The 26270-nt window shown below is 50.5% G+C and carries 21 protein-coding genes, 1 tRNA gene and 1 pseudogene; 13 read left to right on the top strand and 10 right to left on the bottom strand.

The window, feature by feature from the left end:
* Positions 1–12 precede the first annotated feature (12 nt).
* The 5 genes from FHS77_RS04880 to FHS77_RS04900 all read left to right on the top strand — a co-directional run bounded on the left by FHS77_RS04880 (position 13) and on the right by FHS77_RS04900 (position 4724).
* Entirely contained in the window at positions 13–882 is an 870-nt protein-coding gene (locus tag FHS77_RS04880) for a branched-chain amino acid ABC transporter permease (protein ID WP_184220874.1), read from the top strand.
* Positions 879–1865, top strand: coding sequence for a branched-chain amino acid ABC transporter permease (locus FHS77_RS04885; protein WP_184220877.1), 987 nt, complete (start codon positions 879–881; stop codon positions 1863–1865). The genes FHS77_RS04880 and FHS77_RS04885 overlap by 4 nt, the downstream gene beginning before the upstream one ends.
* Entirely contained in the window at positions 1865–2614 is a 750-nt protein-coding gene (locus FHS77_RS04890; protein WP_184220880.1) for an ABC transporter ATP-binding protein, read from the top strand. The genes FHS77_RS04885 and FHS77_RS04890 overlap by 1 nt, the downstream gene beginning before the upstream one ends.
* The gene (locus FHS77_RS04895) at positions 2611–3327 is read left to right on the top strand and encodes an ABC transporter ATP-binding protein (RefSeq protein WP_184220883.1); all 717 of its coding nucleotides are present in this window, start codon (positions 2611–2613) and stop codon (positions 3325–3327) included. Before FHS77_RS04890 ends, FHS77_RS04895 begins: the two co-directional genes overlap by 4 nt.
* A gap of 194 nt (positions 3328–3521) precedes the next feature.
* Positions 3522–4724: an MFS transporter gene (locus tag FHS77_RS04900; RefSeq protein WP_184220886.1), complete on the top strand. Its 1203-nt coding sequence runs from the start codon at positions 3522–3524 to the stop codon at positions 4722–4724.
* A 72-nt stretch (positions 4725–4796) separates the two neighbouring features.
* Here FHS77_RS04900 and pcaF read toward each other — a convergent pair whose 3' ends face one another.
* From pcaF to FHS77_RS04915, 3 genes are read right to left on the bottom strand one after another with little or no spacing between them, the layout of a single operon-like run.
* Complete coding sequence (pcaF, locus tag FHS77_RS04905) at positions 4797–5999, bottom strand: 3-oxoadipyl-CoA thiolase (protein ID WP_184220889.1); 1203 nt, start codon at positions 5997–5999, stop codon at positions 4797–4799.
* Between the two features lie 8 nt (positions 6000–6007).
* Positions 6008–6781 (bottom strand): CoA-transferase subunit beta, encoded by a 774-nt coding sequence (locus tag FHS77_RS04910; protein ID WP_184220892.1) that lies wholly within the window; start codon positions 6779–6781, stop codon positions 6008–6010.
* A 13-nt stretch (positions 6782–6794) separates the two neighbouring features.
* Entirely contained in the window at positions 6795–7646 is an 852-nt protein-coding gene (locus FHS77_RS04915) for a CoA transferase subunit A (protein WP_184220894.1), read from the bottom strand.
* A gap of 225 nt (positions 7647–7871) precedes the next feature.
* On the opposite strand from FHS77_RS04915, the gene FHS77_RS04920 reads away from it, so the two are divergent.
* On the top strand, positions 7872–8627 hold the full coding sequence (locus FHS77_RS04920; protein WP_184220897.1) for an IclR family transcriptional regulator: 756 nt from the start codon (positions 7872–7874) through the stop codon (positions 8625–8627).
* Here FHS77_RS04920 and FHS77_RS04925 read toward each other — a convergent pair.
* A complete protein-coding gene (locus FHS77_RS04925) occupies positions 8624–9532 on the bottom strand; it encodes a helix-turn-helix domain-containing protein (RefSeq protein ID WP_184220900.1) in 909 nt (302 codons plus the stop codon). The two genes, FHS77_RS04920 and FHS77_RS04925, sit on opposite strands and share 4 nt — an antisense overlap.
* A 110-nt stretch (positions 9533–9642) precedes the next feature.
* On the opposite strand from FHS77_RS04925, the gene pobA reads away from it, so the two are divergent.
* Both pobA and FHS77_RS04935 read left to right on the top strand, forming a co-directional pair.
* The gene (gene pobA / locus FHS77_RS04930; protein WP_184220902.1) at positions 9643–10812 is read left to right on the top strand and encodes a 4-hydroxybenzoate 3-monooxygenase; all 1170 of its coding nucleotides are present in this window, start codon (positions 9643–9645) and stop codon (positions 10810–10812) included.
* Positions 10813–10952: 140 nt separating this feature from the next.
* Positions 10953–11105 carry a hypothetical protein gene (locus FHS77_RS04935; RefSeq protein ID WP_184220905.1) on the top strand — a complete coding sequence of 51 codons (153 nt, stop codon included), beginning with the start codon at positions 10953–10955 and terminating at the stop codon, positions 11103–11105.
* A gap of 142 nt (positions 11106–11247) precedes the next feature.
* Here FHS77_RS04935 and FHS77_RS04940 read toward each other — a convergent pair.
* Positions 11248–11324, bottom strand: a tRNA-His gene (locus tag FHS77_RS04940).
* Between the two features lie 1976 nt (positions 11325–13300).
* Between FHS77_RS04940 and FHS77_RS16470 the strand changes: the two are divergent.
* Together FHS77_RS16470 and FHS77_RS04950 are read left to right on the top strand one after the other, a co-directional pair.
* Positions 13301–14845 (top strand): annotated as a pseudogene (locus FHS77_RS16470) (PAS domain S-box protein); the annotation flags it as partial.
* 194 nt (positions 14846–15039) lie between these two features.
* A complete protein-coding gene (locus tag FHS77_RS04950) occupies positions 15040–16950 on the top strand; it encodes an AsmA family protein (RefSeq protein WP_184220911.1) in 1911 nt (636 codons plus the stop codon).
* 10 nt (positions 16951–16960) lie between these two features.
* Here the strand turns inward: FHS77_RS04950 and FHS77_RS04955 are convergent, their stop codons facing one another.
* The 5 genes from FHS77_RS04955 to FHS77_RS04975 form a co-directional block, all read right to left on the bottom strand.
* Positions 16961–17782, bottom strand: coding sequence for an ABC transporter permease (locus tag FHS77_RS04955; RefSeq protein ID WP_184220915.1), 822 nt, complete (start codon positions 17780–17782; stop codon positions 16961–16963).
* 4 nt (positions 17783–17786) lie between these two features.
* A complete protein-coding gene (locus FHS77_RS04960; protein ID WP_184220918.1) occupies positions 17787–18695 on the bottom strand; it encodes an ABC transporter permease subunit in 909 nt (302 codons plus the stop codon).
* 13 nt (positions 18696–18708) lie between these two features.
* The gene (locus tag FHS77_RS04965) at positions 18709–19854 is read right to left on the bottom strand and encodes an ABC transporter ATP-binding protein (protein WP_184220921.1); all 1146 of its coding nucleotides are present in this window, start codon (positions 19852–19854) and stop codon (positions 18709–18711) included.
* Positions 19855–20033: 179 nt separating this feature from the next.
* Entirely contained in the window at positions 20034–21137 is a 1104-nt protein-coding gene (locus tag FHS77_RS04970; RefSeq protein ID WP_184220924.1) for a polyamine ABC transporter substrate-binding protein, read from the bottom strand.
* Between the two features lie 223 nt (positions 21138–21360).
* Positions 21361–22776 carry a helix-turn-helix domain-containing protein gene (locus FHS77_RS04975; RefSeq protein WP_184220927.1) on the bottom strand — a complete coding sequence of 472 codons (1416 nt, stop codon included), beginning with the start codon at positions 22774–22776 and terminating at the stop codon, positions 21361–21363.
* 247 nt (positions 22777–23023) lie between these two features.
* Between FHS77_RS04975 and aceA the strand changes: the two genes are divergently transcribed.
* The 3 genes from aceA (at position 23024) to FHS77_RS04990 (ending at position 26224) form a co-directional block, all read left to right on the top strand.
* The gene (gene aceA / locus FHS77_RS04980) at positions 23024–24313 is read left to right on the top strand and encodes an isocitrate lyase (protein ID WP_184220929.1); all 1290 of its coding nucleotides are present in this window, start codon (positions 23024–23026) and stop codon (positions 24311–24313) included.
* A gap of 20 nt (positions 24314–24333) precedes the next feature.
* Entirely contained in the window at positions 24334–24576 is a 243-nt protein-coding gene (locus FHS77_RS04985) for an SMc00767 family acetate metabolism repressor (protein WP_184220932.1), read from the top strand.
* A 214-nt stretch (positions 24577–24790) separates the two neighbouring features.
* Entirely contained in the window at positions 24791–26224 is a 1434-nt protein-coding gene (locus FHS77_RS04990) for a glutamine synthetase family protein (protein ID WP_184220935.1), read from the top strand.
* The last annotated feature ends 46 nt before the right edge of the window (positions 26225–26270 follow it).

Raw genomic sequence — 26270 nt, forward strand, 5'->3', positions numbered from 1 at the left:
AGGAAAATACTGATGCAAACTGTGCTCAGCATAGCTGTCGATGCCCTTGCTTATGGCATGGTGCTTTTTGTCATCTCCATCGGACTGTCCGTGACAATGGGTCTGATGCGGGTTGTCAATCTTGCCCATGGTGCCTTTGCGATGATCGGCGGCTATTTCGCTTCTTATGCCACCCAAGCACTCGGCCTTCATTATAGCGTTGCAATTTTACTGGCCGTGATCGGCACTGTTATTATTGCTGTGCCTATGGAGAAACTGCTCTATCGGCGCATTTATGGCGCACCGGAACTGACACAAGTGCTGATGACTATCGGCATCACATTTTGCATCATCGGGCTTACCAACTATATTTTCGGGCCAACGCTCAAAACCGTGCCGATTGCCGAAACTTTGCGCGGGTCGGTTGATCTTGGCTTCCGCTCTGTTGCCAAGCACCGCTTATTTGCAATTGTCTGCGGGTTAGTTGTGGCAGGCGGCCTCTGGTATCTGATTGAACGCACCAGCTTCGGCGTCAAATTACGTGCAGCTGTCGATAATGCCAATATGGCTGCAGCCTTAGGTGTGCGCACAGAAATCATCTATGCGGTGAGCTTTGCGCTGGCCATTGCACTGGCTGCTTTTGGCGGTGTGGTGGGTGCAGAAATGTTGCCATTAGAACCTTATTATGCGCTGCGTTATATGGTGACCTTTCTGGTGGTGGTTTCTGTGGGCGGCCCCGGTTCTATTCCGGGTGCATTATTTGCCTGTCTGCTGCTTGGCGGCATCGACACCACAGCCCGCTATCTCGCACCAGAATATGGCGAATTCTTCTTCTATCTGGCGGTTATCATCATCGTCACATTATTCCCGCGCGGTCTGGCAGGGAGACTGAAAAACAAATGAGCACTTTGTCTTCGATCCCGACACGACATCAATCACGCTTTTCCGGCCTGACCGGCCTTGGCATCATCATTTTATGCAGCATTGTCGCTTACTTTATGTTTCCCGACAATCTGGCGCTTCTCACCCGTATTGTTGCGATTGCGCTGCTTGTACTGTCGCTTGATCTGGTCACCGGCTATTGCGGCATTGCCACCCTTGGTCATGCAGCCCTTTTTGGTGCCGGTGCATATGGTGCGGGCATTGCCTCTGCCCATTTTGGTATTCATGACCCGATCCTGATGACGCTGATCGGCGCAACCGGCGGCGCCATTGCCGGTCTCTTTTCCGGCTTCATTATTCTTCGTGCCCATGGGCTGGCGCAATTGGTTCTCTCCATTGCAGTGGTGCATCTCTTTCACGAAGCGGCCAACAAGCTCTCTAGCTGGACAGGCGGCAGTGATGGCTTGGGCGGCATCATGCCGTCACCATTACTTGGCATGTTTGAGTTCGATCTTTGGGGGCGCACGGTTTATGTTTATGCCATCGTGTTGCTGGTTGTGGTTTTTGCCCTGCTCAAACTCATCACCCGCTCACCATTCGGCATGTTGTGCCGTGGTGTCAAAGAAGACGAAATCCGCATTTCTTCCATGGGTGCATCCGTACAAAAAGCCCAGTTGCAAATGTATGTAATTTCCGGATTTGTGGCTGGTATCGGCGGCTCGTTAAACGCGATTTCAACACAAGTGGTCGGCCTCGACAGCCTCTCCTTCACCATGTCGGCAGAAAGTCTCGTAATGCTGGTTCTGGGCGGCGCCGGCTCGCTTTACGGCGCCCTCATTGGCACAGTTTCCTTCATGTGGTTTGAAGATGTGGTTTCAGCGGCTAATCCGTTCCATTGGCTCACCATGGTTGGCGCTTTGCTCATTGCCGTTGTTCTTTTTGCACCACGCGGCCTTTACGGCACCGCCGTGCAGTTTATTTCCAGCAGGAAAGGTCGAAGCTGATGAGCACGATCTTTGAAGTCAGTAATTTACGCAAAAACTTTGGCGGACTGGCCGTCACCAATGATGTGTCCATGTCCATTGCCAAGGGCGAACGCGTAGCACTCATCGGCCCTAATGGCGCCGGTAAAACCACCTTCGTCAATCTTGTTACCGGCAATCTTGCCCCCTCTTCCGGTTCGGTCTCGCTAAACGATAAAGACATCACCCATTTAAGTGCGATGGATCGGGTTAAGCGTGGTTTGGTGCGCTCATTTCAGGTGACACGCCTTTTTTATGAAATGACACCGGAAGAACATGTGGCCTTGGCGATTTTGCAACGTGAGGGCAAAACCTCGCGCATTTTCGGCAATTACCGCCATATGCCTGCCGTTATGGAGGAAGCCTATGAGATCCTGCATATTCTGGGTCTCACCGAACTGGCACAACTGAAGGTCAGCGAAATTGCCTATGGCCAGCAACGCCTGCTTGAAATTGCATTAGCCTTGGCGCTGCGACCAAAAGTTCTGCTGCTTGATGAGCCTGCTGCCGGTGTGCCGCAAAGTGAAACCGCCCGTATCGAGCAGGCACTTGACGAATTACCGGCCGATCTTGCCGTGATCATGATTGAGCATGATATGGAACTGGTTTTCCGCTTTGCTAAACGGGTGATTGTTTTGGCCGCAGGGGCCGTTATTTTTGACGGTCTGCCGGAAGATGTGGTGCAGGATGCGCAAGTGCGTGCCGCTTATCTGGGGAGTTATGCGCAATGAGTGCTGCATCACTGGAAATCCGTAACTTAAGCAGCGGTTATGGCCCGACCCGCGTGATTGAAGATATTTCTCTGAACGTCGCTCCGGGTGAAAGACTGGCGATTTTAGGTCGCAACGGCGTCGGCAAAACCAGCCTTTTTGCTTCTATTGCAGGGCAAACGAAGCGCTATGGCGGGGAAATCATTTTGGGTGGCAAAAACATCACCAGTCTTGCCCCTGCCGCACGCGCACTGGCAGGGCTTGGCTATGTGCCGCAAACACGCGATGTTTTCCCAACCCTCACCGTTGAAGAAAACCTGTTTGTCGGCCTGAAAAAGCGACCGCAAAGCGCGCTTGAAGAAGCCTATGAAATGTTTCCGCGGTTGAAAGAACGACGCAAGAATTTAGGCTCGCAATTATCAGGCGGCGAGCAGCAAATGCTCTCCACCGCCCGTTCGATTTTAGGCCAGCCAACCCTGCTTTTGCTTGATGAACCATTGGAAGGTTTAGCGCCTGTTATCTGCGAGGAGCTGATGGCGGCTTTTTCCCTGCTCGCGCAATCGGGCAAAATGACCCTGCTACTGGTGGAGCAACGCATCCAAAGCGCACTCGATTTTGCTGATCGGGTCGTTATTCTGGAGCGCGGGCAAATTGCATGGACAGGCAGCTCGGCAGAACTATCCGCCGACAAAGAAACTGTCGAGCATTTACTTGGTGTCGGCGGGTTGCATTAATACCCGCCCCACAACTCCAATGATGCAAAAACCGTAAAGCCTATAATAAAGTTGTAAATCCCCCAAAAACCCTGCTATTTAAAGAATACTCATGCAGGAATAATTTTCCACTGTACGCACAGTATTTAGCAAGGTAATCCTGCTATACATGTCCAAAAAGACATTTCATTCAGGATGAAAGACAGGGTTTTAGCATGTCCGATCAAGCGCTCGCGCGCCGCAATGTTATGGTGCTCACCGCCGCTCAGGCTTTAGGTGCTGCTGCCCCGCCAATTATTATTTCATTGGGTGGCATTGTCGGACAAATGCTCACCCCCGACCCGACCCTTGTGACACTGCCAGTCAGCCTGTTCAATTTAGGCCTTGCCGCCGGCACCATTCCTGCCGCCATTGCCATGCGCTATTATGGCCGCCGTACCGGTTATTTGTTTGGTGCTACCATCGGCTTGATTTCTGGTCTGATTGCCACTTTCGGCATTGTCAGCCAAAGTTTCCTGATTTTCTGTCTTGGCACTTTTGTGGCCGGTTTTTATGGCTCTTATGTGCAGAGCTATCGCTTTGCCGCAGCCGATGCCGCAACCGGCGAGTTTAAAGCCAAAGCCATCTCTTATGTGATGATCGGCGGCCTGGCAGCAGCGGTCATTGGCCCTCAACTTGTGATATGGACGCGTGATGCTTTCATCACCGCACCATTTGCCGGCAGCTTTTTAAGTCAGGCCGCTTTGGCAGCGCTTGCCATCCCTGTTCTAATGATGCTGAAAGTGCCGCGCGAACGTAAACCATCCAAAACCGATGTCAGAGAAGGCCGCCCGTTAAGCGAAATCATCAAAAGCCCGCGCTTCATTCTGGCGGTGGCCGCCGGTATGGTTTCCTATGCTTTGATGAGCTTTGTCATGACCGCCTCGCCTATTGCGATGGTAGGCTGCGGCTTCACCGTTGGGGAAGCTGCCATGGGCATCCAGTGGCACGTGCTTGCCATGTTTGGCCCAAGCTTTTTCACCGGCAGTCTGATTGCGCGCTTCGGCAAAGAAACCGTCACGGCCGTCGGCCTGCTGCTGATTGCCGCCTCCAGCGCCGTTGCGCTTGCTGGTCTGGAACTTGGCAATTTCTGGTCGTCCCTCGTGCTGCTTGGCATCGGCTGGAACTTAAGCTTCATCGGTGCCACCGCTCTTGTCACCGAATGCCATACGCCTGAAGAACGTGGCCGTGTGCAGGGTGCGAACGACTTCCTGATTTTCGGCACAGTTGCCGTTGCTTCCTTCTCCTCCGGCACATTGCTTTCCGCATCCGGCTGGGAAGCGATCAACTGGATGGTGTTCCCGATTGTTACCGCCATCATCATTCCATTGATGATTCAGGCTCGTAACAAAAAGAAAGCGCGTCAAGCCATCGCCTGACACGCATGAATGAATAAAAAAGCGCAAGGTTTTGATGAAAACCTTGCGCTTTTTTCGTTTTATAGGTGAATATTATTCGCGCTCTAATGCAACGGCAATGCCCTGGCCAACACCAACACACATGGTGGACAGTGCATATTTACCGCCTGTCAAACCAAGTTCCAATGCCGCTGTGCCAGTGATACGCGCACCCGACATACCAAGCGGATGACCAAGGGCAATCGCACCGCCATTCGGGTTTACTTGATCTGCATCATCCGCCAATCCCAGCTCACGCAAAACCGCCAGACCTTGCGATGCGAAGGCTTCGTTAAGCTCCACTACATCAAACTGATGCGGTTTAAGGCCAAGACGCGCACATAGTTTTTGCGTGGCAGGCACAGGCCCAACACCCATAATGCGAGGGCTGACACCGGCAGAAGCGCCACCCATAATGCGGGCGATCGGTGTCAGTCCATATTTATTAACGGCTTCTTCCGACGCAATAATCAGCGCAGCCGCACCATCATTGACACCGGACGCATTACCAGCTGTTACGCTGCCACCTTCGCGGAAAGGTGTGCGTAGTTTGGCCAGTGCTTCCATTGTCGTCTCGCGCGGATGCTCATCTGCGTCCACCACAACCGGATCGCCTTTACGCTGGGGAATGGAAACAGGTGTGATTTCCCGTGCCAAACGGCCATTGTCCTGCGCTGCTTTGGCTTTTTGCTGGCTGCGCAGTGCAAAAGCATCCTGATCCGCACGCGACACATTGTAATCGGCGGCAACATTCTCACCGGTTTCCGGCATGGAATCGACACCATATTGCTTTTTCATCAACGGATTGATGAAGCGCCAGCCGATGGTTGTGTCATAAATTTCAGCTTTACGCGAAAAAGCACTATCGGCCTTCGGCATCACGAAAGGCGCGCGGCTCATGCTTTCCACGCCACCGGCAATCATCAATTCTGCTTCACCGGCACGAATGGCACGGGCAGCATAAATAACGGCATCCATACCGGAGCCGCAAAGACGGTTGATGGTGGTGCCGGAAACATTCACCGGCAAGCCTGCGAGCAACAAAGACATGCGTGCGACGTTACGATTATCTTCACCCGCCTGATTGGCAGAGCCATAAATCACATCGTCGATGGCTTCCCAATCAACATCAGGATTACGTGCCATCAAAGCCCGCAAAGGCACCGCGCCCAGATCATCCGCACGCACAGAAGACAAAGCACCGCCATAACGACCGATTGGTGTGCGGATATAATCGCAAATATAAGCTTCACTCATGATAGCTTTTACGCCTCCCCTTGGTGCGCACGTTTGGTACGGGCATGGATATCACGCAATACGCGCAGTTCATTTTCCGTCGGCACCGGTGTTTCCACCACATGATCGGCAAAACGAATATCCCAGCCGCAATTTTCAACGATCTGCTCACGGCTGACACCCTGATGGATAGATGTCACTGTCAGCTCTTTTGTTGTCTCATCCGGTTCCAGAATACACAAGTCTGTAATCACACGGGTCGGGCCTTTTGTTGTCAGCCCCAAGCGTTCGCGGTGATTGCCGCCTTCGCCATGTCCCATAGAGGTGATGAAAGGCAGTTTCTCAACAAAACCACGTTTGCTGAGCGCCATAGTGATGAAAATCTGACCGCAATTGGAAGCAATTTCCGGTGCACCGCCACCACCTGGCAAACGCACTTTTGGCTGATCATAATCACCAACCACGGTGGTATTCAGATTGGCAAAGCGATCGATCTGCGCACCGCCCAAAAAGCCGGTCGTGACATGACCGCCCTGCAACCAGTAGCGGAACATTTCCGGCACCGAGACAGTAAACAAAGCAGTGTCGCATAATTCGCCATCACCAATGGAAAGCGGCAATACATCCGGCTTGGTGCCGACAGTGCCGCTTTCATAAATCAGGGTAATGTCAGGTGCATGGGTCAAGCGCGCCACATTGCAGGCGGCAGACGGCGCACCGATGCCGACAAAGCACACATCTTCATTGGTCAACGACCGCGCAGCAGCAATCGTCATCATCTCATTCGGAGTAAAATCAGACATCACGCTCTCCCGCTTAATTCTTGGCCGGTTTGGCATATTGGGCAAAATCTTCCGGTGTTTTTTCCAGAATATTTTCCTTCACCCATTGCTGGAAACTGTCGCGATCACGCGCGATTTCATCCCATGCCAGATAAAAAGCATTGTTGCGCTTGTAATAACCTTGCGCATAAGACGGGAAAGCACCGCCCGGCACAGCAACAACAGCTGTAACCGCCCACGAAGGCAGCACCAGCGAATTGGGCGAAGCCGGCTGCAATTCATCAACGATTTCTTCAACCGTCACAACCGAGCGCTTGGCCGCCAGAACGGCTTCCTTTTGCACGCCGACAATACCTTCGATCAGCACATTACCTTTGCGGTCAGCACGCTGCGCATGGATAAGCGTCACATCAGGACGAATAGAAGGAACGGCTGCCAGCACCTCACCGGTAAACGGGCATGTTACCGATTTAATTTGCGCGTTTACCTTTGGCAGATCTGCGCCGATATAACCGCGCAACATGGCAAAAGGTAAGTTAGCAGCACCGGCCTCATAGGCATTAGCCATTGCCGCATGGGAATGCTCCTCCACTTCCAGCTTATGCGGCCAATGTTTTTCTACCGCATCGCGGAAACGGTGCAGCGATCCCACACCCGGATTGCCGCCCCATGAGAATTTCATCTTTTTGACAGCACCGACACCAATCAGCTGATCGTACAAAATATCCGGTGTCATACGGATAATGGTCAGATCTTTGCGCCCCTGACGGATAACCTCATGACCAGCCGCATAAGGGATGAGATGGGTGAACCCCTCCATCGCAACTGTATCGCCGTCTTTGACATTTTCTGCAATCGCTTGGGCGAGCGTCATTATACGCGCCATAACTGCTTAACTCCCGATTTTTCAAAACCGCCCGCAATGCTGCGCCTGATCAAAGGTCAGCACTGCCTCTTAAAATCAAGATTAGGCATTATCGCTCTTATCGGTCAAATAATTTGTGCGATATTTGACATTTGTTCAATAATCGCACAAATTGATTGCAATGAAACCGCACTGTTACAGACTATAAGACCACCCCAAAGCGATCAGAAAAGGCAAATAAACCAAATGCAAAAAACAGATTTTATCGGTGGTCTAGCCAAGGGTTTACAGGTGATTGAGGCTTTTGCAGCCGATAAACCAAGAATGTCGATTACTGACATTGCCAATGTAACCGGCCTTGATCGCGCCACTGCAAGACGATGCCTGCTCACCCTCGCGCATCTGGGCTACGCAGAATATGACGGCAAGTTTTTCATGCTTCAGCCCAAAATTCTCCGCCTTGGCCATGCCTATTTATCGGCAACGCCATTGCCGACGATTCTCCAACCCGTGCTGGATCAGCTCTCTGAAGAGGTAGGCGAAAGCGCTTCTGCATCGGTGCTGGACGGCAATGAAATTGTTTATATCGCACGCGCCGCACAAATGCGGGTGATCTCCATTAGTCTCACCTCCGGCAGCCGCCTGCCTGCCTATTGCGCCTCAATGGGGCGCGTTTTGCTCAGCGCCTTGCCACCACAAGAAGCGCTCCACATTCTCAACACCACCGACAGAATTACCAAAACCGAATTTACCCGCACATCCATTGCCGATCTGACCGCCGAACTTGATCAGGTGCGAAGCCATGGCTATGCGATTAACGATCAGGAGCTGGAACTGGGTTTGCGCTCCATTGCCGTTCCGGTTTTCAACCATCGCAATCAAGTGGTCGCCGCCATCAATATCGGCGCGCCTGTCGCGCATGTTTCGGTAGAAAAATTACGCAAGCGCTTTTTACCCGCCATGCTCAAAGCCCAGGCAACCTTGCGCGCTTTACTTGGCTAAAGCTCCGCAACCTGCTCACTTAAGCGCTGATGTTCACTCAAACGATATTGGCGCGGGGTTTGCCCTGTTTCACGCAGAAAAAATCTGGAAAAATAAGCCGGATCGCTAAAACCGAGATTATAGCTGATTGTCTGCACCGAATGCGGCATAGCCACCAATTCGCGCTTGGCCGCTTCAATCAGCTGAGCGCTGAGCAGTTCCTGCACAGTTTGTCCCGTTATTTCACGCGTTACACGGTTGAGATGAATAGGTGTTAAGTGCAGAGCCTCAGCATAAAAACCAACCGGCAAATGCTCGCGAAAATGGCGGCGGATCAATTCCAGCAGCCGCTCTATGCGCCGCTCATTTTGCGTGGCACCAAAGCCAGCTCTCTCGGAATGCGCCTTAACCGCATGGCGCCCGACCATCAGCAAAGCACTGGTCAGATGGGTTTCCAACATATGATTGCGCAAATGATTGCGGGCGGAAAACTCCTCATAAATCAGCCTGACCGTTGCGGCCAGATAGTTCTGAACAGGCTCTGGTGCATTGTGCATCAGCACCAATTGCGGCTTGTTCAGCCAATCTGCCGATGAGCGCCCATCTTGCAAAGCCGGCATTTCCGGCTGCAAAATCGTAGTGATATGACCAATAATATCACGCGAAAAAGCAAAGCCATGGCTAAAATCCGGTGGCATTAAAATGGCGCAAGGGCCGGTAAATTGCAGTATTTCATGTTCCAGAAACACACTGCCCTGCCCGCTTTCAATGTAAAGAAACTGATAGAAATTATCATGCCGGTGCAATTTGATTTCAAATTGATGCAGACTGCTACGGGAGAAAATCGTTTCGCAATGCAGCCAAAAATCCGGCTTTTCGTCGGATTTCTCACCATAAAGCTCATATGTGGGCACAGATTTAAGCATATTCCAAGCTAGCACAATGTTTCAAAAGTACAACTCTATGTGTGAAAAGTGCATTGTAAGAAATTACGACCCACTCAGAATAAGCGCTTCAGTATGCGTCGGAGGATTGAATGCGCACACAAGTGGTTATTATCGGGTCGGGACCATCAGGGCTGTTGCTTGGCCAATTACTGACCAAAGCCGGTATTGATAATATTATTCTCGACCGTGTCAGCCCGGATTATATTCTTGGTCGTGTGCGCGCAGGTGTGCTGGAAGAAGGCATGGTCAGCCTGATGGATCAGGCCGGTGCATCAAAAAGATTGCATCAGGAAGGCCTGCCACATGAAGGCATTTCATTAGCCTTTGACGGGCAAGACCATCGCATCGACCTGACAAAACTGACGGGAAAACGCGTTATTGTCTATGGCCAGACAGAAGTGACCCAAGACCTGATGGATGAGCGCACAAAAAGTGGCGCACAAGGCTTTTATGAAGCGCAAAACGTAACACCGCATGACTTCGACAGCGATCAGCCTTATGTCACTTTTGAAAAAGACGGCGTCACCCATCGCATTGATTGCGATTACATTGCAGGATGTGACGGCTATCACGGTGTCTGCCGCAAATCTGTGCCTGAAAAATCCATCCAGAATTTTGAGAAAATTTATCCCTTTGGCTGGCTTGGAATTCTGATTGATCAGCCGCCCGTGGATCACGAGCTGATCTATGCCAACCATCCGCGCGGTTTTGCGCTTTGCTCTATGCGCTCAGAAACCCGCAGCCGCTATTATATCCAATGCGCGCTGGATGAAAAAATCGAAGATTGGAGTGATGAGCGGTTCTTTGACGAGTTACGTCGCCGCCTGCCTGCAGTTCATGCCGATAATTTAACAACCGGCGCTTCCTTTGAAAAATCCATTGCGCCTTTGCGGTCGTTCGTGGCCGAACCGATGCGCTTTGGCCGGATGTTTCTGGTGGGCGATGCAGCCCATATTGTGCCGCCAACCGGCGCCAAAGGACTCAATCTCGCCGCCAGCGATGTGCATTATCTGTTTGAAGGCTTGCGTGAATTTTACGCAGAAAAATCCAAAGCCGGTGTGGATGCCTATTCTGCCCGCGCTTTGGCGCGCGTGTGGAAGGCTGAGCGCTTCTCGTGGTCAATGACCACCATGCTGCATCGTTTTCCTGAAATGGGTGCATTTGACCAAAAAATTCAAGAAGCTGACCTTGAATATCTTGTTCATTCAACTGCCGCTTCTACTGCACTGGCAGAGAATTATGTAGGGCTTACCTATTAATTACTAAATATATATTTCAATAATCAAAATGGCCGCATTATAATTCATGAATATAAATCATGATAAGTGCGGCCATTTTGACCATCCATTGAAATAAAAAATATAAACACTACATATAGCAGGCAATATGGAGTGTTTTTATGTCAACAAATACCAATGAAAGACCTGAAAACAGGCATGAACGCGCTGATAGAATTGCGCGTGAACTGATTGATGCTGAACGTAACAAAGTTCAAAAGAAAACCGAACGGCTTCGTGCTCTACGGTTAGAAATGGAAAAGTGGGACAACTGATCTGATATCAGCAGTCTTAGCTTTTAAATAAAGCCTTCGACATGCCGCGGCGCTATACCAGCGAAGCGGCATTTTTTATGCGCAAAGATGAGGCACATTTAAAAGCATTTTAGTTTTTATTTTAAGGGGAAGTGTTTCGAAATGGTACGGTCGAGTGGATTTGAACCACTGACCTCAGGAGCCACAATCCTGCGCTCTAACCAACTGAGCTACGACCGCGTACCTTTTCTTCATCAACAGGAGCATGTGCTGCACTGCTGATAGGGGTCACATACGGAGAATCGTTCCATATTGCAAGCCATTATCGTGCTCTTTCCTATGAAATATTGTAAGAATTTCAAAGAAGCGCCAAAAATTCACAGCAAAATCCATATTCACCGCTAAAATCACCCGCAAATCCTCTGCCAGCAATGCGCGTTAACTAAGCTTTGAAAAACTCCGCCTCAAAAGAGCTGTAATTATAGACCAGCAACAGCATTAGCTTTATTAAGAGAATATTAAGGTTTTGATCTGAGCAACGGCGAGAATTGAGCATGCAGGGACGTTATCCCTTTATTGATATTGTAGCATTGGCAAAAATCCGCAGTGGTTTTGCCAGAGCAAATGCTCAAGCTCTTTTTAGTACCGATCTCAATGCACTCATCTGGATCAATGCCGCAGGAGCCGTACTTTTTGGTGTTGCCGATATTTACAGTGCTGACGAAGCCAAGGATATCCTCAATGCAACAAGCCAGCGGCAAATTGCAAGTCAGCTCAGCTCTATGCTGCCCGATGAAAACCGTGTGATTTCCCTGCGGCTGGGAAGCCAGTTACAACAATTTCAAATTTCACAACTCATCCTGCCGGATGGGGCGAAAGCCGTTTTGCTGGAATCAAGCCAGCAATTTGAGCACGCCCCCACCCTCACCGATCATCCGGTTCTGCGCGGGCTTGATAGCGCCAACAGCCATGCGGCTTTGCTGGATGCAAATGGTAACATCATTGCCAGCACCAAAAGCTTTAGCAAAGCAGGCATTGCAGCAAGCACGCTGACCGATCTGACCGTTGAAGTAGCCGATGCCGCCGATCATATACTGAAGCGTCGCATCCGCGCCGACGACCGCTCAATCCCCGGTGCCATTATCCGCCTTGAGCATGAGCCAGCCTTGCATCTGCTTTATATTGTTGCTGATGAAGCTGAGTTTAGCGACAAGCCTGTACTGCCGGAAGCCATTCCCGTGCCGGCGCAACAGCAGCAGTCGCAGCGTTTCAACTTTAATCCGGAAGCGCCGATTACACGCTTTGTCTGGAAAGTGGACGCAGATCACGTCTTCACCGAATTATCCGACAATTTTGCCCAAGCTCTTGGCCCCAAGGCTGCTGACATTATCGGCCGTCGTTTTAATGATGTCGCCAATGTTTTCGGCCTTGATCCGCATAATGAAATTGCACAATTGCTGCAAAGTCGCGCCACATGGTCCGGTCGCCGCATCATGTGGCCAGCGGAAGGCACATCTTTGCATGTGCCGGTAGAACTTGCGGCTCTGCCTGTCTTTACGCGTGAGCGTGAATTTGCCGGCTTTAATGGTTTTGGCGTTGTGCATATTGCCGATGCTTTGCCGGACCCTGAAAAAATCGGCCTCTGCCTTTCGGGTGACTTGCCACCGCTCGCAGTTGAAAAGCCCGCTGAACCAGCAAAGATTGAAGCGCCCTCACCGGCCGCAGTGGCGGCTGAGGTGCAATCTATTTTGCCAAAGCGCAGCGAGGAACTGATTGCCGAACTTGCCAGACAGCAAGTGCAGCAAACTGCAAAACAAACCAAAGAATCAAAACCGGCAGAAACCGCCACACGCTCCGAAAGCGGATTAAGCGACACCGAACGCAATGCTTTCCGTGAAATTGCAGATCGTCTGCGCCGTCAGGGTCTGGCGAGCCAGCGCGATGATTCGCCTTTTGCCAAAACGTCTGCACCAGCAGAAGAAGCAACAAGCGAAGCTGACGCGCCCGAACAGCACACATTGCCTTTCCGCAATGATGCGGCCTCACGCATTGAGCGCCCGCTGTTAAACCTGCCTGAGTTCAACAAAAAGCCATCAATTGCAGAAGCTGATGCAAAGCCTGCCGTCAAAGCAGCCACTCAGCCACAACCGGCACCAGTGTTGCAAGATGTCCAAAAAGAAGACAAGCCAGCACCCGTTGCGGCGAAGCCTGTTGATGAATCGCATATGCTTGCCCATGTGCCGTTTCCGCTAATTCTGCACACCAATGGCAATGTGATTTATGCCAATCCGGCCTTTTTGACACTGACCGGCTATAATGACTTCGATGAAATCAATCAGAGCGGCGGTATTGATGCGCTTTTCAACACCGAGCATGATGATGGCAACCATGATGATTCTATGGTGCTGCGCCATCAGGATGGCAGTGAGCATCCCGTTGATGTTCAGTTGCAATCTGTGCCATGGCATGGCCAAAAAGCCTTGATGCTCAGCATTATGCCAAAACAGCTTGCCGTTGCCTCAGCTGTGGCTGAGACAACACAGCCAGCGGCAGAACACGAAAACCAAACAATAGCAGAATCAACACAGTTTAAAGACAGTGAAGCCTCGCGTCGCCGTCTGCAAACGCAAGTGGAAGAACTGACCTCCATCTTGGACACAGCTACCGATGGCGTTGTTCTGATCGACAATGACGGCCTCATCCGCTCTCTCAACCATTCAGCGGCTGCGCTTTTCGGCTATGAAGAAACAGACCTTCGTGGCAAGAATTTTTCGGTTCTTTTTGCCATCGAAAGCCAGCGCTCAGCCATGGATTATCTCAACAGCCTTTCCGACAACGGCGTAATGAGTGTGCTCAATGACGGGCGTGAAGTGATTGGCCGCGAAGCTCAGGGCGGCTTTATTCCAATGTTCATGACATTGGGTAAATTACCCGGCTCCAACAGTTTCTGTGCCGTTTTGCGTGATATCACCCAATGGAAACGCGCCGAAGAAGAATTGACCTCTGCAAGGCGCGAGGCCGAACATGCTTCCGGCCAAAAAACCGAGTTTCTGGCACGGATCAGCCATGAAATTCGCACACCTCTCAATGCAATTATCGGTTTTTCCGAACTGATGGCAGACGAAAAATTCGGCCCTATCGGCAATCAGCGTTATCGCGATTATCTGCGCGACATCAACCGTTCCGGCAATCATGTGCTGACACTTGTCAACGATCTGCTTGATATTTCCAAGATCGAAGCCGGCGCGCAGGAAATGGACTTTGAAGCCGTATCACTCAATGATGCGATTTCAGAAGCTGTTGCCCTGATGCAGCCGCAGGCCAATCGCGAGCGGGTGATTATCCGCTCTAGCTTTGCTTCCAGCCTGCCGGAAATTGTAGCTGATACGCGCTCGATCAAACAGATCGCATTGAACCTGCTTTCCAATGCAGTGCGCTTTACGCAAGCCGGCGGACAAGTGATTGTCTCCACCAGCTATGAAATGAACGGCGATGTGATTATGCGCGTGCGCGACACTGGCGTGGGTATGGACAAAAGCGAAATTGAACAAGCTCTTAAACCCTTCCGTCAGGTCAACAACCGAATTCGCCGCCATGCTGACACATCAAAAGACTGGCGCGATGAGGGCACGGGGCTTGGTCTGCCGCTCACCAAGGCGATGGTGGAAGCCAATCGTGCACAATTGACAATTAGTTCCAATCCGGGTCAGGGCACAGTGGTGGAAATCACCTTCCCGCCAACCCGCGTCCTTGCTGATTGATCGTATTGAATGCAGTCAAACCGGCTGCAATGAGTTTGCCTCCGGACCGCCTTTGAGAAATCAGCTTCTCAAAGGCGTTTTTTTGTCCATCACCCCTATATTTATCTGATTTTGAGACTAAAGTTTAAAACATTGATTATAAGAGGGCTCAATTCCCGCTTTTATCCGGCACCAACACGACTTTCAGGACATTCATGCCCAAAACGCTGCGCCTCATTCTGGCAATCATCGTTATGATCAGTGCAGCTGCAATCGCAGCTTTGACCGCACTGCCCTATATCGTATCAAGCGATGCTATCCGTATTCGTGTGGCGCAGGAATTGAGCAGCTGGACGGGTTACACTGTGGAATTACGCCAGGCGCCGCAGCTGAAGTTTTTCCCGACCTTACGGGCTTCTCTCAATGATGTGGTTTTGAGCGATTACAACGATGCCAGCACAAAAAAAGTCATGAGCGTCGAGCGTATTGATGTCGAATTATCGCCTTTTGATGCATTGCTCGGCCATATTTCTTTTTATGAAACGCAATTGGTGCGTCCTGTTTTTGATCTGGGCGAACCGGTGATTGACCCGCAGCAATTGCTGGAAGGACTGGCCAAATCAGACGGGCGTCTGGGCGTTGCCATTCGCGCCGCCAAAGACCTGATGACTGAGCAAAAAAGCGATGTGGAAACCCGCCAGCAGACGTCCCAGCCTTTTGGCCGGATTATCGTGCGCGACGGCACACTCACTTTCCGCAAATATGGCTCGGATGTCGATGAGGTGGTCAATGGCATCAATGCCACACTTAACTGGCCGCGCACCACACAATCGGCGTCGCTGAAAGGCAATGCACGCTGGAAAGATGAAGTCACTGAATTTGACCTCTCCGCGCCCAATCCTTTGCAGCTTTTTGCCGGCGCAACCGCTGCCGTCACCGCCTCAATCACTTCCAAACCACTTGAGCTGAGCTTTAACGGCAAGGCCAACATCTCCAGCGATTATATGTTTGAAGGCGCCTTAAACGCCAAAACGCCCGATTTAAGCCGCACCATGTATTGGCTTGGCGCGCCTGCTGCACCGGGCTCTGCCCATGTCGGCGCGTTGACAGTTGCCAGCAACTTAAGCGCCACACGCTCGCTCATCCGCCTCAATGATCTGGTGCTGGATAATGAAAATAATCCTGCCAAGGGCGTAATTGAATTTGTGCCGCAAGCCCCGCGCCCTTCCATCAGTGGCACACTGGCTTTTCAGCATCTCAATTTTCGCGGGCTTATCAGCGCCTTTATTCCCCTGCCCGACAAGCGTGGCAATAATGCTTTTTATGATTTTGAGCGCGGCGAGAGCGACAAGCGCGATCTGATCAACACTGATTTTATGCAATTGGCCGAAGTGGATCTGCGCCTTTCCGCCCAAACTGCCAGCGCAGGCCCCCTCAGCATGAATAATGTGGCCGCCGCAGTGCAGGTGCGCAACGGACGGGCGCTGTTTGATATTGGCGACGCCAAAGCCTTTAAAGGCAATGTCTCTGCCAGTGTGCAAATTCAGCGTGACCTGCAAGGCACCAATGCTGAATTACGCTTTAACGGCAACGAGATCGACAGTACCGATTTTACCAAAGTGTTTGGTCTGAGCAGCGGCTTTATTTCTGCGCGTGGCAATATTGCTCTCATTATGAAAGCGCCGCTGACAAAATGGTCAAAACTGCCAACCAATGCAGAAGGCGAAATCAGTCTCAATTTTGGCAATGGTAAATTGCAGGGTTTTGATATTGATAGTTTTATCAAAAATGCCAGTTCAGAGCGTTTTTTCGCGCTGGAACGCAAAGAAAATATTTCGCTGAATTTCAAACGACTGGATTTGCAAGCAGGACTTGCCGATGGTGTTGCTACTTTCAACACCGCCAAGCTTGAAACCGAAAGCGGAACGCTCTCGCTTGCAGGTATTGTGCCATTTCTTGATCGTTCACTCGCCCTTTCCGGCACACTCACTTTACCGGTCAAGGAAGCAGACAATACCGACACGCCTGAAACAGAAGAGGCGCCGGAAAAACCGGCGCCTGCCATTCAGTTCTTTGTCGGCGGCTCATGGGATCGCCCTTTTATCTCGCCAATGAACAGACCTTAAGAAAGTAGTCTCAGCCAGCCTGATACATAGCCTTCTCATCACGCTGGCGCTGCACTTCCTGGCGTTTGTTAACCAGTGAAACAATGATCACGCCTGTGGTCACCAGTGCAATCAAAATTGTGCTGATTGCATTGATCTCCGGGGTGACACCAAAGCGCACCTGCGAATAAATCTTCATCGGCAAAGTGGTTGCACCCGGCCCCGAAGTGAAGCTGGAAATAACCAGATCATCCAGTGACAAGGTAAATGCCAGAACCCAACCGGACAAAACCGCAGGCAAAATAAGCGGTAAGGTGATTTTCATAAATGTCACCACCGGTGTGGCACCCAAATCTTGCGCAGCCTCTTCCAGTGAGCGGTCAAAGCTGATGAGGCGTGACTGCACAACCACCGCCACAAAACACATGGAAAATGTGATATGCGCCAACAGCAATGTCCAAAAACCACGATCAAGATTGATCGACACAAAAAGCAGCAACAGCGACAGGCCGGTGATAACTTCCGGCATCACCAGCGGTGCATAAACCATGCCAGAAAACAGCATCCGCCCGCGAAACCGCGTATAACGGGTGAGCGCCAATGCCGCTAATGTGCCAAGCACCGTTGCAATTGTTGCCGATAAAAGTCCGACACGGATAGTGACCCATGCAGCATCGATCAACGCATGGTTATTAAAAAGTGTGACATACCACTTGGTGGAAAAGCCCGACCAGACTGTAACCAACCGGGACTCGTTAAACGAATAAACCACCAGAAGCACGATCGGGAAATAAAGAAATGCAAAGCCGAAAACGACCGAAGCAATATTAAAACGTGACCATTTCGTATTCATAATGTCAGCCCTTTTCCTGCATTCGCGCTTGCATCTTCTGGAAGATCACAATCGGTACAATCAGTATGAGCAGCAAAACAACAGCCACTGCCGATGCAACCGGCCAGTCACGATTGGAGAAAAACTCACTCCAGATGGTTTTACCGATCATCAGCGTTTGTGATCCGCCCAAAAGATCAGGAATAACAAACTCGCCCATTGCCGGAATGAAAACCAGAAAACAACCAGCCGCCACGCCGGACAACGACAGCGGAAAAGTAATTTTCCAAAAGGCTGCCAATGGCGGACAGCCCAAATCCTGCGCCGCTTCAATCAGCGAGTGATCCATTTTTTCCAAGGCTGCATAAAGCGGCAATACCATGAATGGCAGGTAAGAATAGACAATACCGATATAAATCGCTGTATCCGTGTTTAAAATGATCAAAGGCGTATCAATGATATTAGCCCAGATCAAAAACTGGTTGAGCAAGCCTTCCGGCTTCAAAATCGCAATCCACGCATAAACGCGAATCAAAAAAGAAGTCCAGAACGGCAGAATCACCATCATCAGCAACATCGGGCGATGTTTCAACGGCGAACGTGCAATGCCATATGCCATCGGATAACCGATCAGCAATGTCAGCGCGGTGGAAATCAGTGCGATTTTCAGACTGGAGAGATAGGCTTTGTAATAAAGTGCATCTTCCAGCAGCCAAAAATAATTATCAAAAGAGAGCTGTTTTACCTTAGCCCAGATTTCAGCGAAACTATCAGTGAAATTAAAAGCAGGCGAATAGGCCGGAATGGCCATTGCCACCTGCGAGAGCGACATTTTAAAAACGATGAAAAACGGAATCAAAAACAGTACCAGCAGCCATAAATATGGCACTGCGATAACCAGTCGGCTGGTGAGACCTGTGATCAGTTTTTGCATGGGGTCAGCCTCCTCAGGCGGTCAGCACCAAACCGGCATCGGTGTCAAAGGACACCCAGACGCGATCATCAAAGGCAAACGGATCATCGGTTTTACGCACGGCATTCATGCTGGATGCCTTGATGGTAAAACCGTTATCAAGCCGCACATGGAAAACTGTCATATCGCCAAAATAAGCAATATCCCACAATTCACCTTCAACCGCATTGATGGAGCCATCCAGCGGCTTTTCACGCTCGATGCGCGTTTTTTCAGGGCGTACCGCATACCAGACCTTTTGCCCCGCGCTCAAGTTTTCGCGCGTTTCAGTTGAGATTGTCAGCCCCAGTTTTTCAGCATGGATTTCCGCCATGCCATTGGCAGACTTGACCACTTCACCTTCAATCAGGTTCACATTACCGATAAAGTCGGCAATGAATTTCGACTTCGGTGCCTCATAAACCTCTGCCGGTGTTGCCACCTGCATGATCTGGCCGGCATCCATAATCGCAATACGGTCAGCCATCGTCATGGCTTCTTCCTGATCATGAGTGACGATGATAAAGGTGAGCCCGAGCTTATATTGCAAATCCATCAGTTCAAACTGGGTCTGCTCGCGCAGTTTTTTATCCAATGCGCCCAATGGTTCATCCAAGAGCAGCACTTTCGGGCGCTTGGCCACAGCACGCGCCAAAGCCACACGCTGACGCTGGCCACCCGACAGCTGATGCGGTTTGCGCTTGGCAAACTTTTCCAGCTTCACCAGTTTTAGCATTTCGGCCACGCGATCATCAATTTCGGATTTCGCCATCCCGTCTTGTTTCAGGCCAAAAGCAATATTGGCCTCAACGCTCATATGCGGAAACAAAGCATAGGACTGAAACATCATATTGACGGGACGCTTATAAGGAGGAATACCGGTCAGATCCTGACCATCCAGCTTAATACGGCCGGAAGTCGGCTCTTCAAAACCAGCCAGCATCCGCAGCAAAGTTGATTTACCCGAACCGGAAGCGCCCAGAAGAGCAAAAAACTCACGGTGAAAAATATTCAGCGACAGATCATCCACCACCGTGGTATCTGCGAATTTCTTCGTCACATTTTCAAACGAAATAAACGGCTTTGCTGCAGGATCACTCCAAGGCGCAAATTTACGGCGAAAACTGCCAAAAGATTCCATATTCTTCACCATATATCCGGTTCAACGGTCTTTTAAATTTGATACTGCCACCGGCCTGTCCAATGGCTGCAATCATCCGTTAAAGTGCTGATATTTAAAATAAATGTGACAGTTTCTAACTGGACACAGGATTTAAAAAACCGCCCCGTTTTTAACGGGGCGATTTCTGTTTGAATTTGTTACTGGCCGGTGACGATTTTTGTCCAGGCGCGTGTCACAAAACGCTGCGTTTTTGCGTCATATGGCGTTGGCACAAACAGCTTTTTCATCACATCTTCATTTGGGTAAACTTCCGGATCCTCCAAAAGTTCCTTATCCAGAAATTCCTGTGATGCCTTGTTACCATTGGCATAGAAAACATAATCCGATGCTTTGGCGATAACTTCCGGACGCATCATGTAATCCATGAACGCAAAAGCTTCATCGACATGCTTGGCATCGGCCGGAATTGCCATCTGGTCAAACCAGATCAAGGCACCTTCTTTAGGGATCGAATAGCCGATTTCAACGCCCTGACCTGCTTCTTCTGCACGGTCACGCGCCTGGAACACGTCACCGGAATAGCCGACAGCCATGCAGATATCGCCATTGGCGAGCGCATTGATATATTCAGACGAATGGAATTTGCGGATATTCGGGCGGATGCTCAAATAGAGATCCTGCGCCTTTTCCAGATCTGCCTGATTAGGTGAATTTGGATCAAGACCCAGATAGTTCAGCGCCGGACGCAGCATTTCACTGGCGGAATCCAGCAAATAAATACCGCAATCTTTGAACTTCGCCGATTTTTCCGGATCAAACAGCACGTCCCACGAGTCGATCGTATCGGTGCCTAAAATCTCTTTGACTTTGGCCTTATTATAGCCAATGCCGGTGGTGCCCCACATATAGTTGACCGAATATTCATTGCCCGGATCGTAAACCGATGCGCGCTCCGAAATATCGTCCCACATATTCTTCAGGTTAGGCAGTTTTTCCTTGTCCAGTTTCAGGAAAACACCGGCTGGAATCTGCCGCCCCAAAAACTCACCTGACGGCACAACCAGATCATAACCGCTACCACCGGCCAGCAGTTTGGTTTCCAGAATTTCATTGGAATCGTAAACGTCGTAAACGACTTTGATACCCGTTTCCTTGGTGAAATCTCTCAGGATTGAATCGTCAATATAATCCGACCAATTGTAGATATTGACGACTTTTTCCTGCGCCATTGCCGGCAGAGCAGCTGCCATTACAAGCCCGGATAACGCACCAACTGTCAGAAGAAAAGGCTTCAGTCTCATAAGGCACTCCAGTCTGCATATTGTTAAATTATGCAGGTTAAAGACAACGAGATTATTTCTCTCGCCTACCTTTTTAGATAACTTAACTTTCGTCAACAGGAAGCTTTCGCACAAAGGGCAAAATCCATCCTTTCCGCGTAAGAAATTGGGGACAGTAAAGCAAAATAATCCGCAGAACGATATTTTTGCTCCACGAATACCCAAAACAGCCTTGCCCGCCCCCTTATTGGAAGTCGAAAGCCGATAATCCCGACACAGATTCATCCAATGCCAGAGGCCTTGTCAAAGGTGGTTCAGCACGCGCAACGCAGCCCTGCCGCTCGCATAAACGACAAGCTTTTCCAACCTGTAAAACTGTGTCCGACGGCACCGCACGGCGATAAATCACCCCCTCGCCCTCAGGCATTGAAATACCAAGCAAAACTGCGGTGCGGCGCGGCCTTTCATCAAAGCCCGCCTGCATGCCTTCAACCGTGCGGCAGATGGTAAGATAGCGGCTTTGATCAGGCATTTCTGCCATCTCTGTCAGCACCTGACCAGAATTGGCAAAACTGGCATAAAGTGACAGCTTCGGGCACTGTCCGCCAAAACCGGAATGGGGAAAACCTTGCGCACCGATCCGCCTGAAAATATTGCCCGCATGGTCAATTTCCATCAGGAAAAACGGCAGGGCCGATGCGCCTGTTTTTTGCAAATTAACCAGCCGGTTAGCAGCTTGCTGAAACGACACTTTAAAACGCGCAGCCAGTACATCAATATCATAGTGAACACGCTGGGCAGTCTCACGGAAATTGCGATAAGGCATCATCAGCGCGCGCGCCGCATAGCGGGCAAGTTCCTGCATCATAATGCGCCGCGCTTCACGCGAGGATAGTTTTAAAGCTTCCGCTTCCGCAGTGATTGCCACCTGCATGCGCAACATCACCGCCTCGCAGGCAATCTCCTGCAACTGGTCCGTTAGCGGCAGACGCTCAGAAATAAACAAACGCTGCGAATGGCGATCATAATGGCGACGCCAATCCGGCATGGTTGCAACCGGTAACGTGCGCACCGTAATACCGTGCTCCGTCCGCAGCCAGTTTTTTAAACTAGTTTGCAGATCGTCACCCGCATTCAATAATTTTAAAAAGGCATCCGCCTCTTCTTCCAGCGAAGCATAATAATAAGGGTGACGCGCCAGCACATCCTGCACTTCATCAAATGGCAGGCGTGTTGCGGTCAGGGATGTGGGGCGGCCATCTTTTGCCAGCATATCCGACAAGTCCGATAAGCGCTGGCGCTGTTCTTTATAAGCGCGGTAAAGTTTGATCACCCCAAGCGCTGCATTGGGGGCAGCCTCGCCAATTTCAATCAGCTCCTGATCACCGGGCAATTCACCGCTCAGCAAAGGATCAGAGAACACTTCTTTCAAGGCAGAAACCGTACTGCCGCTTTCACCCTGCAACTGGTTGATATCAAGCTGATAGACAGATGTTAATTTGAGTAAAAGCTGCACGGTCAAAGGCCGCTGATTACGCTCAATCAGATTGAGATATGACGGCGAAATGCCAAGCGCTTCCGCCATTGCGGTTTGCGTCAGTTCACGCTCGTTGCGGATGCGGCGGATACGTGGTCCGGCAAAAATCTTACGCTCGCTCATCAACTCCCCCTTTGAGTTACGCACGAGATTGACATGTTTTTACAAGATTGTGAAACGAAAAACTTATGACAGTTTTTACAAATTTACAGCGCTACCTAGTCAAAACCTTGACAGAGTTACTTCAATTATCTGGCTGAAATCATCATTTTTCTGGCTGCTCAGAGCGGCAATCTGTAAAAAAAGTAACAGACAGCCAAACAATTTTGTTTTGGCCTTACAAAAGTTCATTCATGTGAGGAGACCAGAAATGACTGATTTTTACAACCTGATCCCATCCGCTCCAAAGGGTCGTTTTGACGGCATCAAACGCGCGCATAGCGCCGAAGACGTCAAGCGCCTGCGCGGTTCTGTAGAAATCAAATATTCGCTGGCAGAAAACGGTGCCAACCGTCTTTGGAAACTCATCCACGAAGAAAACTTTGTTAACGCACTGGGCGCACTTTCCGGCAATCAGGCCATGCAGATGGTTCGTGCAGGCTTGCAGGCCATTTACCTCTCCGGCTGGCAGGTTGCCGCCGATGCCAATACGGCTTCTGCCATGTATCCGGATCAGTCACTTTATCCGGCCAATGCGGCACCGGAACTGGCCAAGCGCATCAACAAAACCTTGCAGCGCGCCGACCAGATTGAAACTGCAGAAGGCAAAGGCCTTTCTGTTGACACATGGTTTGCACCGATTGTTGCCGATGCAGAAGCCGGTTTTGGCGGCCCGCTCAATGCGTTTGAAATCATGAAAGCCTTTATTGAGGCAGGCGCTGCCGGTGTGCACTTTGAAGACCAGCTGGCATCGGAGAAAAAATGCGGCCATTTGGGCGGCAAGGTTCTTATTCCAACGGCTGCCCATATCCGCAACCTCAATGCAGCACGCCTTGCAGCCGACGTAATGGGCACACCAACACTGGTGATTGCACGAACAGATGCGGAAGCTGCCAAGCTTTTGACCTCGGATATTGACGAGCGCGACCAGCCATTTGTTGATTATGACAAGGGCCGCACCGTGGAAGGTTTCTATCATGTAAAAAATGGTCTGGAGCCATGCATTGCCCGTGCTGTCGCTTATGCCCCGCATTGCGATCTGATCTGGTGCGAAACATCAAAACCTGATCTGGAGCAGGCACGTAAATTTGCCGAAGGTGTTCATAAAGCGCATCCGGGCAAGCTTCTGGCATATAACTGCTCGCCATCCTTCAACTGGAAAGCCAATCTGGACGATGCCACAATCGCCAAATTCCAGCGTGAACTGGGTGCAATGGGTTATAAGTTCCAGTTCATCACGCTCGCCGGTTTCCACCAGCTCAATTACGGCATGTTTGAGCTCGCCAAAGGCTACAAAGAGCGCCAGATGGCCGCTTACTCCGAATTGCAGGAAGCTGAATTTGCAGCCGAAGCACGCGGTTACACAGCAACCAAACACCAGCGCGAAGTCGGCACCGGTTATTTCGATGCCGTATCCATGGCAATCACCGGCGGACAGTCATCAACAACCGCCATGGGCGAATCCACCGAGCAGGCACAGTTCCTGCCCGCAGCTGAATAAGTTTTAAAAGGGGAATAAAAATGTCAACCGCTTCACCTGCACGCGTTAAAGAAAGAGCCGAGGAGCAATCCTCTTCCATGAATAACGACCAGCAGACTGCTATCCGTATGCTGGCCAATGATTTGCATCGCCTCAACTATGCAGTGATGAAAGCGGTTGATGCCGGTGTTTCGGTGGAGCTGATCCGTTCAGCCCGCCATCACGGCGGAGACGGTAACTGGGGCGATCTCCTCATCCCTGTTATCGTTTCCAAATCTGCCTGATCAAAGCCTTAAAACGTCTTGAATACGCGTTGATACAGTTTTGAATGTTCCTGTCATACAATCATTGCTCCGGCAGCTGCGGTTGCCGGAGTTTTTCTTTTAAGGCTCATTTAAATCGTCAAAAAATATTCATAGTTTTATTGCCACATCCCTATTTGTAAAACTTTAACGATAGGGCTATCATGCGGTTCTATAGTTCATATTTTGGTGATTAATGTCTGCTGATACACCTGAGAAAAAAATTACTAAGCCCACAACCAGACGCCGTACTCCGCCCCATGTCAAATCATTGCGCGGCGTTAAAAACTGGAAACAAGTTTCCGAATGGCTGGAATGGCGCGATATTGAAGATATTGAATGTATCACTCCGGATCAGGCCGGTGTTGCACGCGGCAAAATGATGCCGTCGAAAAAATTTACCTCTAACACATCACTGGCGCTGCCTTCTGCTGTTTTCATGACCACTATTTCAGGTGATTACCCTGAAGACGGTCACGGCTTTGCCTATCCGGAAAATGACGGCGATCTGAAACTGGTGCCTGATTTGTCGACCCTTTGCATCGTGCCGTGGGAAACTGATCCGACTGCGCAAGTCATCTGCGATCTGGTCAACCAAAACGGCAAAAATGTTGAATATACACCGCGCAATGTGTTGCGCAGTGTCGTTGCCGCTTATCACAAGCGCGGGTTAAAACCTGTTGTTGCACCGGAAATCGAGTTTTATCTGGTTAAGAAAAACCCTGACCCTGACTATCCGCTCACCCCGCCGGTCGGGCGTTCCGGCCGTGCAATTGGTGGAGGTCAAGGCTATTCGATTGCCGGCGTCAACGAGTTTGACGAGCTGATCGACGATATTTATCATTTCTCCGAAGCGCAGGGCTTGGAAATTGACACGCTGATCCACGAAGAAGGTGCGGCGCAGCTGGAGATCAACCTGCGCCATGGCGATCCGGTTGAGCTTGCCGATCAGGTTTTCATGTTCAAGCGCACCATTCGTGAGGCAGCGCTTAAGCACGATATGTATGCCACTTTTATGGCTAAGCCTATTCAGGGCCAGCCCGGCTCTGCCATGCATATCCATCAGTCGATTGTCGATAAGAAAACCGGCCGCAATATTTTCAGTAATGAAGATGGCAGCGAGAGCGATCACTTCCTGCATTTCATTGGTGGCATGCAAAAACATGTCCCCAATGCACTGGTGATGTTTGCGCCTTATGTGAACTCCTATCGCCGTCTGACACCGGATGCGTCCGCACCGGTTAACGTCAAATGGGGTTATGATAACCGCACCACCGCTTTCCGTGTGCCGCGTTCGGAGCCGGGCAGCCGCCGTGTGGAAAATCGTATTCCATCCTCTGATGCCAATCCTTATCTGGCCTTGGCAGCATCACTGGCCTGCGGTTTGATCGGTATTATCAACCAGATCAAGCCGGATGAACCTGTGGCAACCTCCGTCAACCGCAATGAAATTGAACTGCCACGCGGTTTGATTGAAGCGGTGGAGCTGTTTGAAAACGACAAAGAACTGCAAAAATTCTTAGGTGAATCTTTCGTCACCACCTATGCCGCCATCAAACGTGCAGAATTTGAAACTTTCATGGAAGTTATCAGTCCATGGGAGCGCGAATATCTGCTCCTCAACGTTTAAAAGCCCGCCCTCACCCCATATATAAAAAAATAATAAAGTCAGAGAG

This window comes from Paenochrobactrum gallinarii (assembly GCF_014205685.1).
GTDB lineage: Bacteria > Pseudomonadota > Alphaproteobacteria > Rhizobiales > Rhizobiaceae > Paenochrobactrum > Paenochrobactrum gallinarii.

Bases quoted from the DNA above. Each gene is read 5' to 3' on its own strand.
- FHS77_RS04900 (WP_184220886.1), top strand. From the start codon at position 3,522: ATGTCCGATCAAGCGCTCGCGCGCCGCAATGTTATGGTGCTCACCGCC.
- FHS77_RS04890 (WP_184220880.1), top strand. From the start codon at position 1,865: ATGAGCACGATCTTTGAAGTCAGTAATTTACGCAAAAACTTTGGCGGA.
- FHS77_RS04985 (WP_184220932.1), top strand. From the start codon at position 24,334: ATGTCAACCGCTTCACCTGCACGCGTTAAAGAAAGAGCCGAGGAGCAA.
- FHS77_RS04990 (WP_184220935.1), top strand. From the start codon at position 24,791: ATGTCTGCTGATACACCTGAGAAAAAAATTACTAAGCCCACAACCAGA.
- FHS77_RS04925 (WP_184220900.1), bottom strand. From the start codon at position 9,532: ATGCTTAAATCTGTGCCCACATATGAGCTTTATGGTGAGAAATCCGAC.
- FHS77_RS04880 (WP_184220874.1), top strand. From the start codon at position 13: ATGCAAACTGTGCTCAGCATAGCTGTCGATGCCCTTGCTTATGGCATG.
- FHS77_RS04920 (WP_184220897.1), top strand. From the start codon at position 7,872: ATGCAAAAAACAGATTTTATCGGTGGTCTAGCCAAGGGTTTACAGGTG.
- FHS77_RS04970 (WP_184220924.1), bottom strand. From the start codon at position 21,137: ATGAGACTGAAGCCTTTTCTTCTGACAGTTGGTGCGTTATCCGGGCTT.
- pobA (WP_184220902.1), top strand. From the start codon at position 9,643: ATGCGCACACAAGTGGTTATTATCGGGTCGGGACCATCAGGGCTGTTG.
- aceA (WP_184220929.1), top strand. From the start codon at position 23,024: ATGACTGATTTTTACAACCTGATCCCATCCGCTCCAAAGGGTCGTTTT.
- FHS77_RS04965 (WP_184220921.1), bottom strand. From the start codon at position 19,854: ATGGAATCTTTTGGCAGTTTTCGCCGTAAATTTGCGCCTTGGAGTGAT.
- FHS77_RS04960 (WP_184220918.1), bottom strand. From the start codon at position 18,695: ATGCAAAAACTGATCACAGGTCTCACCAGCCGACTGGTTATCGCAGTG.
- FHS77_RS04915 (WP_184220894.1), bottom strand. From the start codon at position 7,646: ATGGCGCGTATAATGACGCTCGCCCAAGCGATTGCAGAAAATGTCAAA.
- FHS77_RS04955 (WP_184220915.1), bottom strand. From the start codon at position 17,782: ATGAATACGAAATGGTCACGTTTTAATATTGCTTCGGTCGTTTTCGGC.
- FHS77_RS04885 (WP_184220877.1), top strand. From the start codon at position 879: ATGAGCACTTTGTCTTCGATCCCGACACGACATCAATCACGCTTTTCC.
- FHS77_RS04950 (WP_184220911.1), top strand. From the start codon at position 15,040: ATGCCCAAAACGCTGCGCCTCATTCTGGCAATCATCGTTATGATCAGT.
- pcaF (WP_184220889.1), bottom strand. From the start codon at position 5,999: ATGAGTGAAGCTTATATTTGCGATTATATCCGCACACCAATCGGTCGT.
- FHS77_RS04935 (WP_184220905.1), top strand. From the start codon at position 10,953: ATGTCAACAAATACCAATGAAAGACCTGAAAACAGGCATGAACGCGCT.
- FHS77_RS04910 (WP_184220892.1), bottom strand. From the start codon at position 6,781: ATGTCTGATTTTACTCCGAATGAGATGATGACGATTGCTGCTGCGCGG.
- FHS77_RS04895 (WP_184220883.1), top strand. From the start codon at position 2,611: ATGAGTGCTGCATCACTGGAAATCCGTAACTTAAGCAGCGGTTATGGC.
- FHS77_RS04975 (WP_184220927.1), bottom strand. From the start codon at position 22,776: ATGAGCGAGCGTAAGATTTTTGCCGGACCACGTATCCGCCGCATCCGC.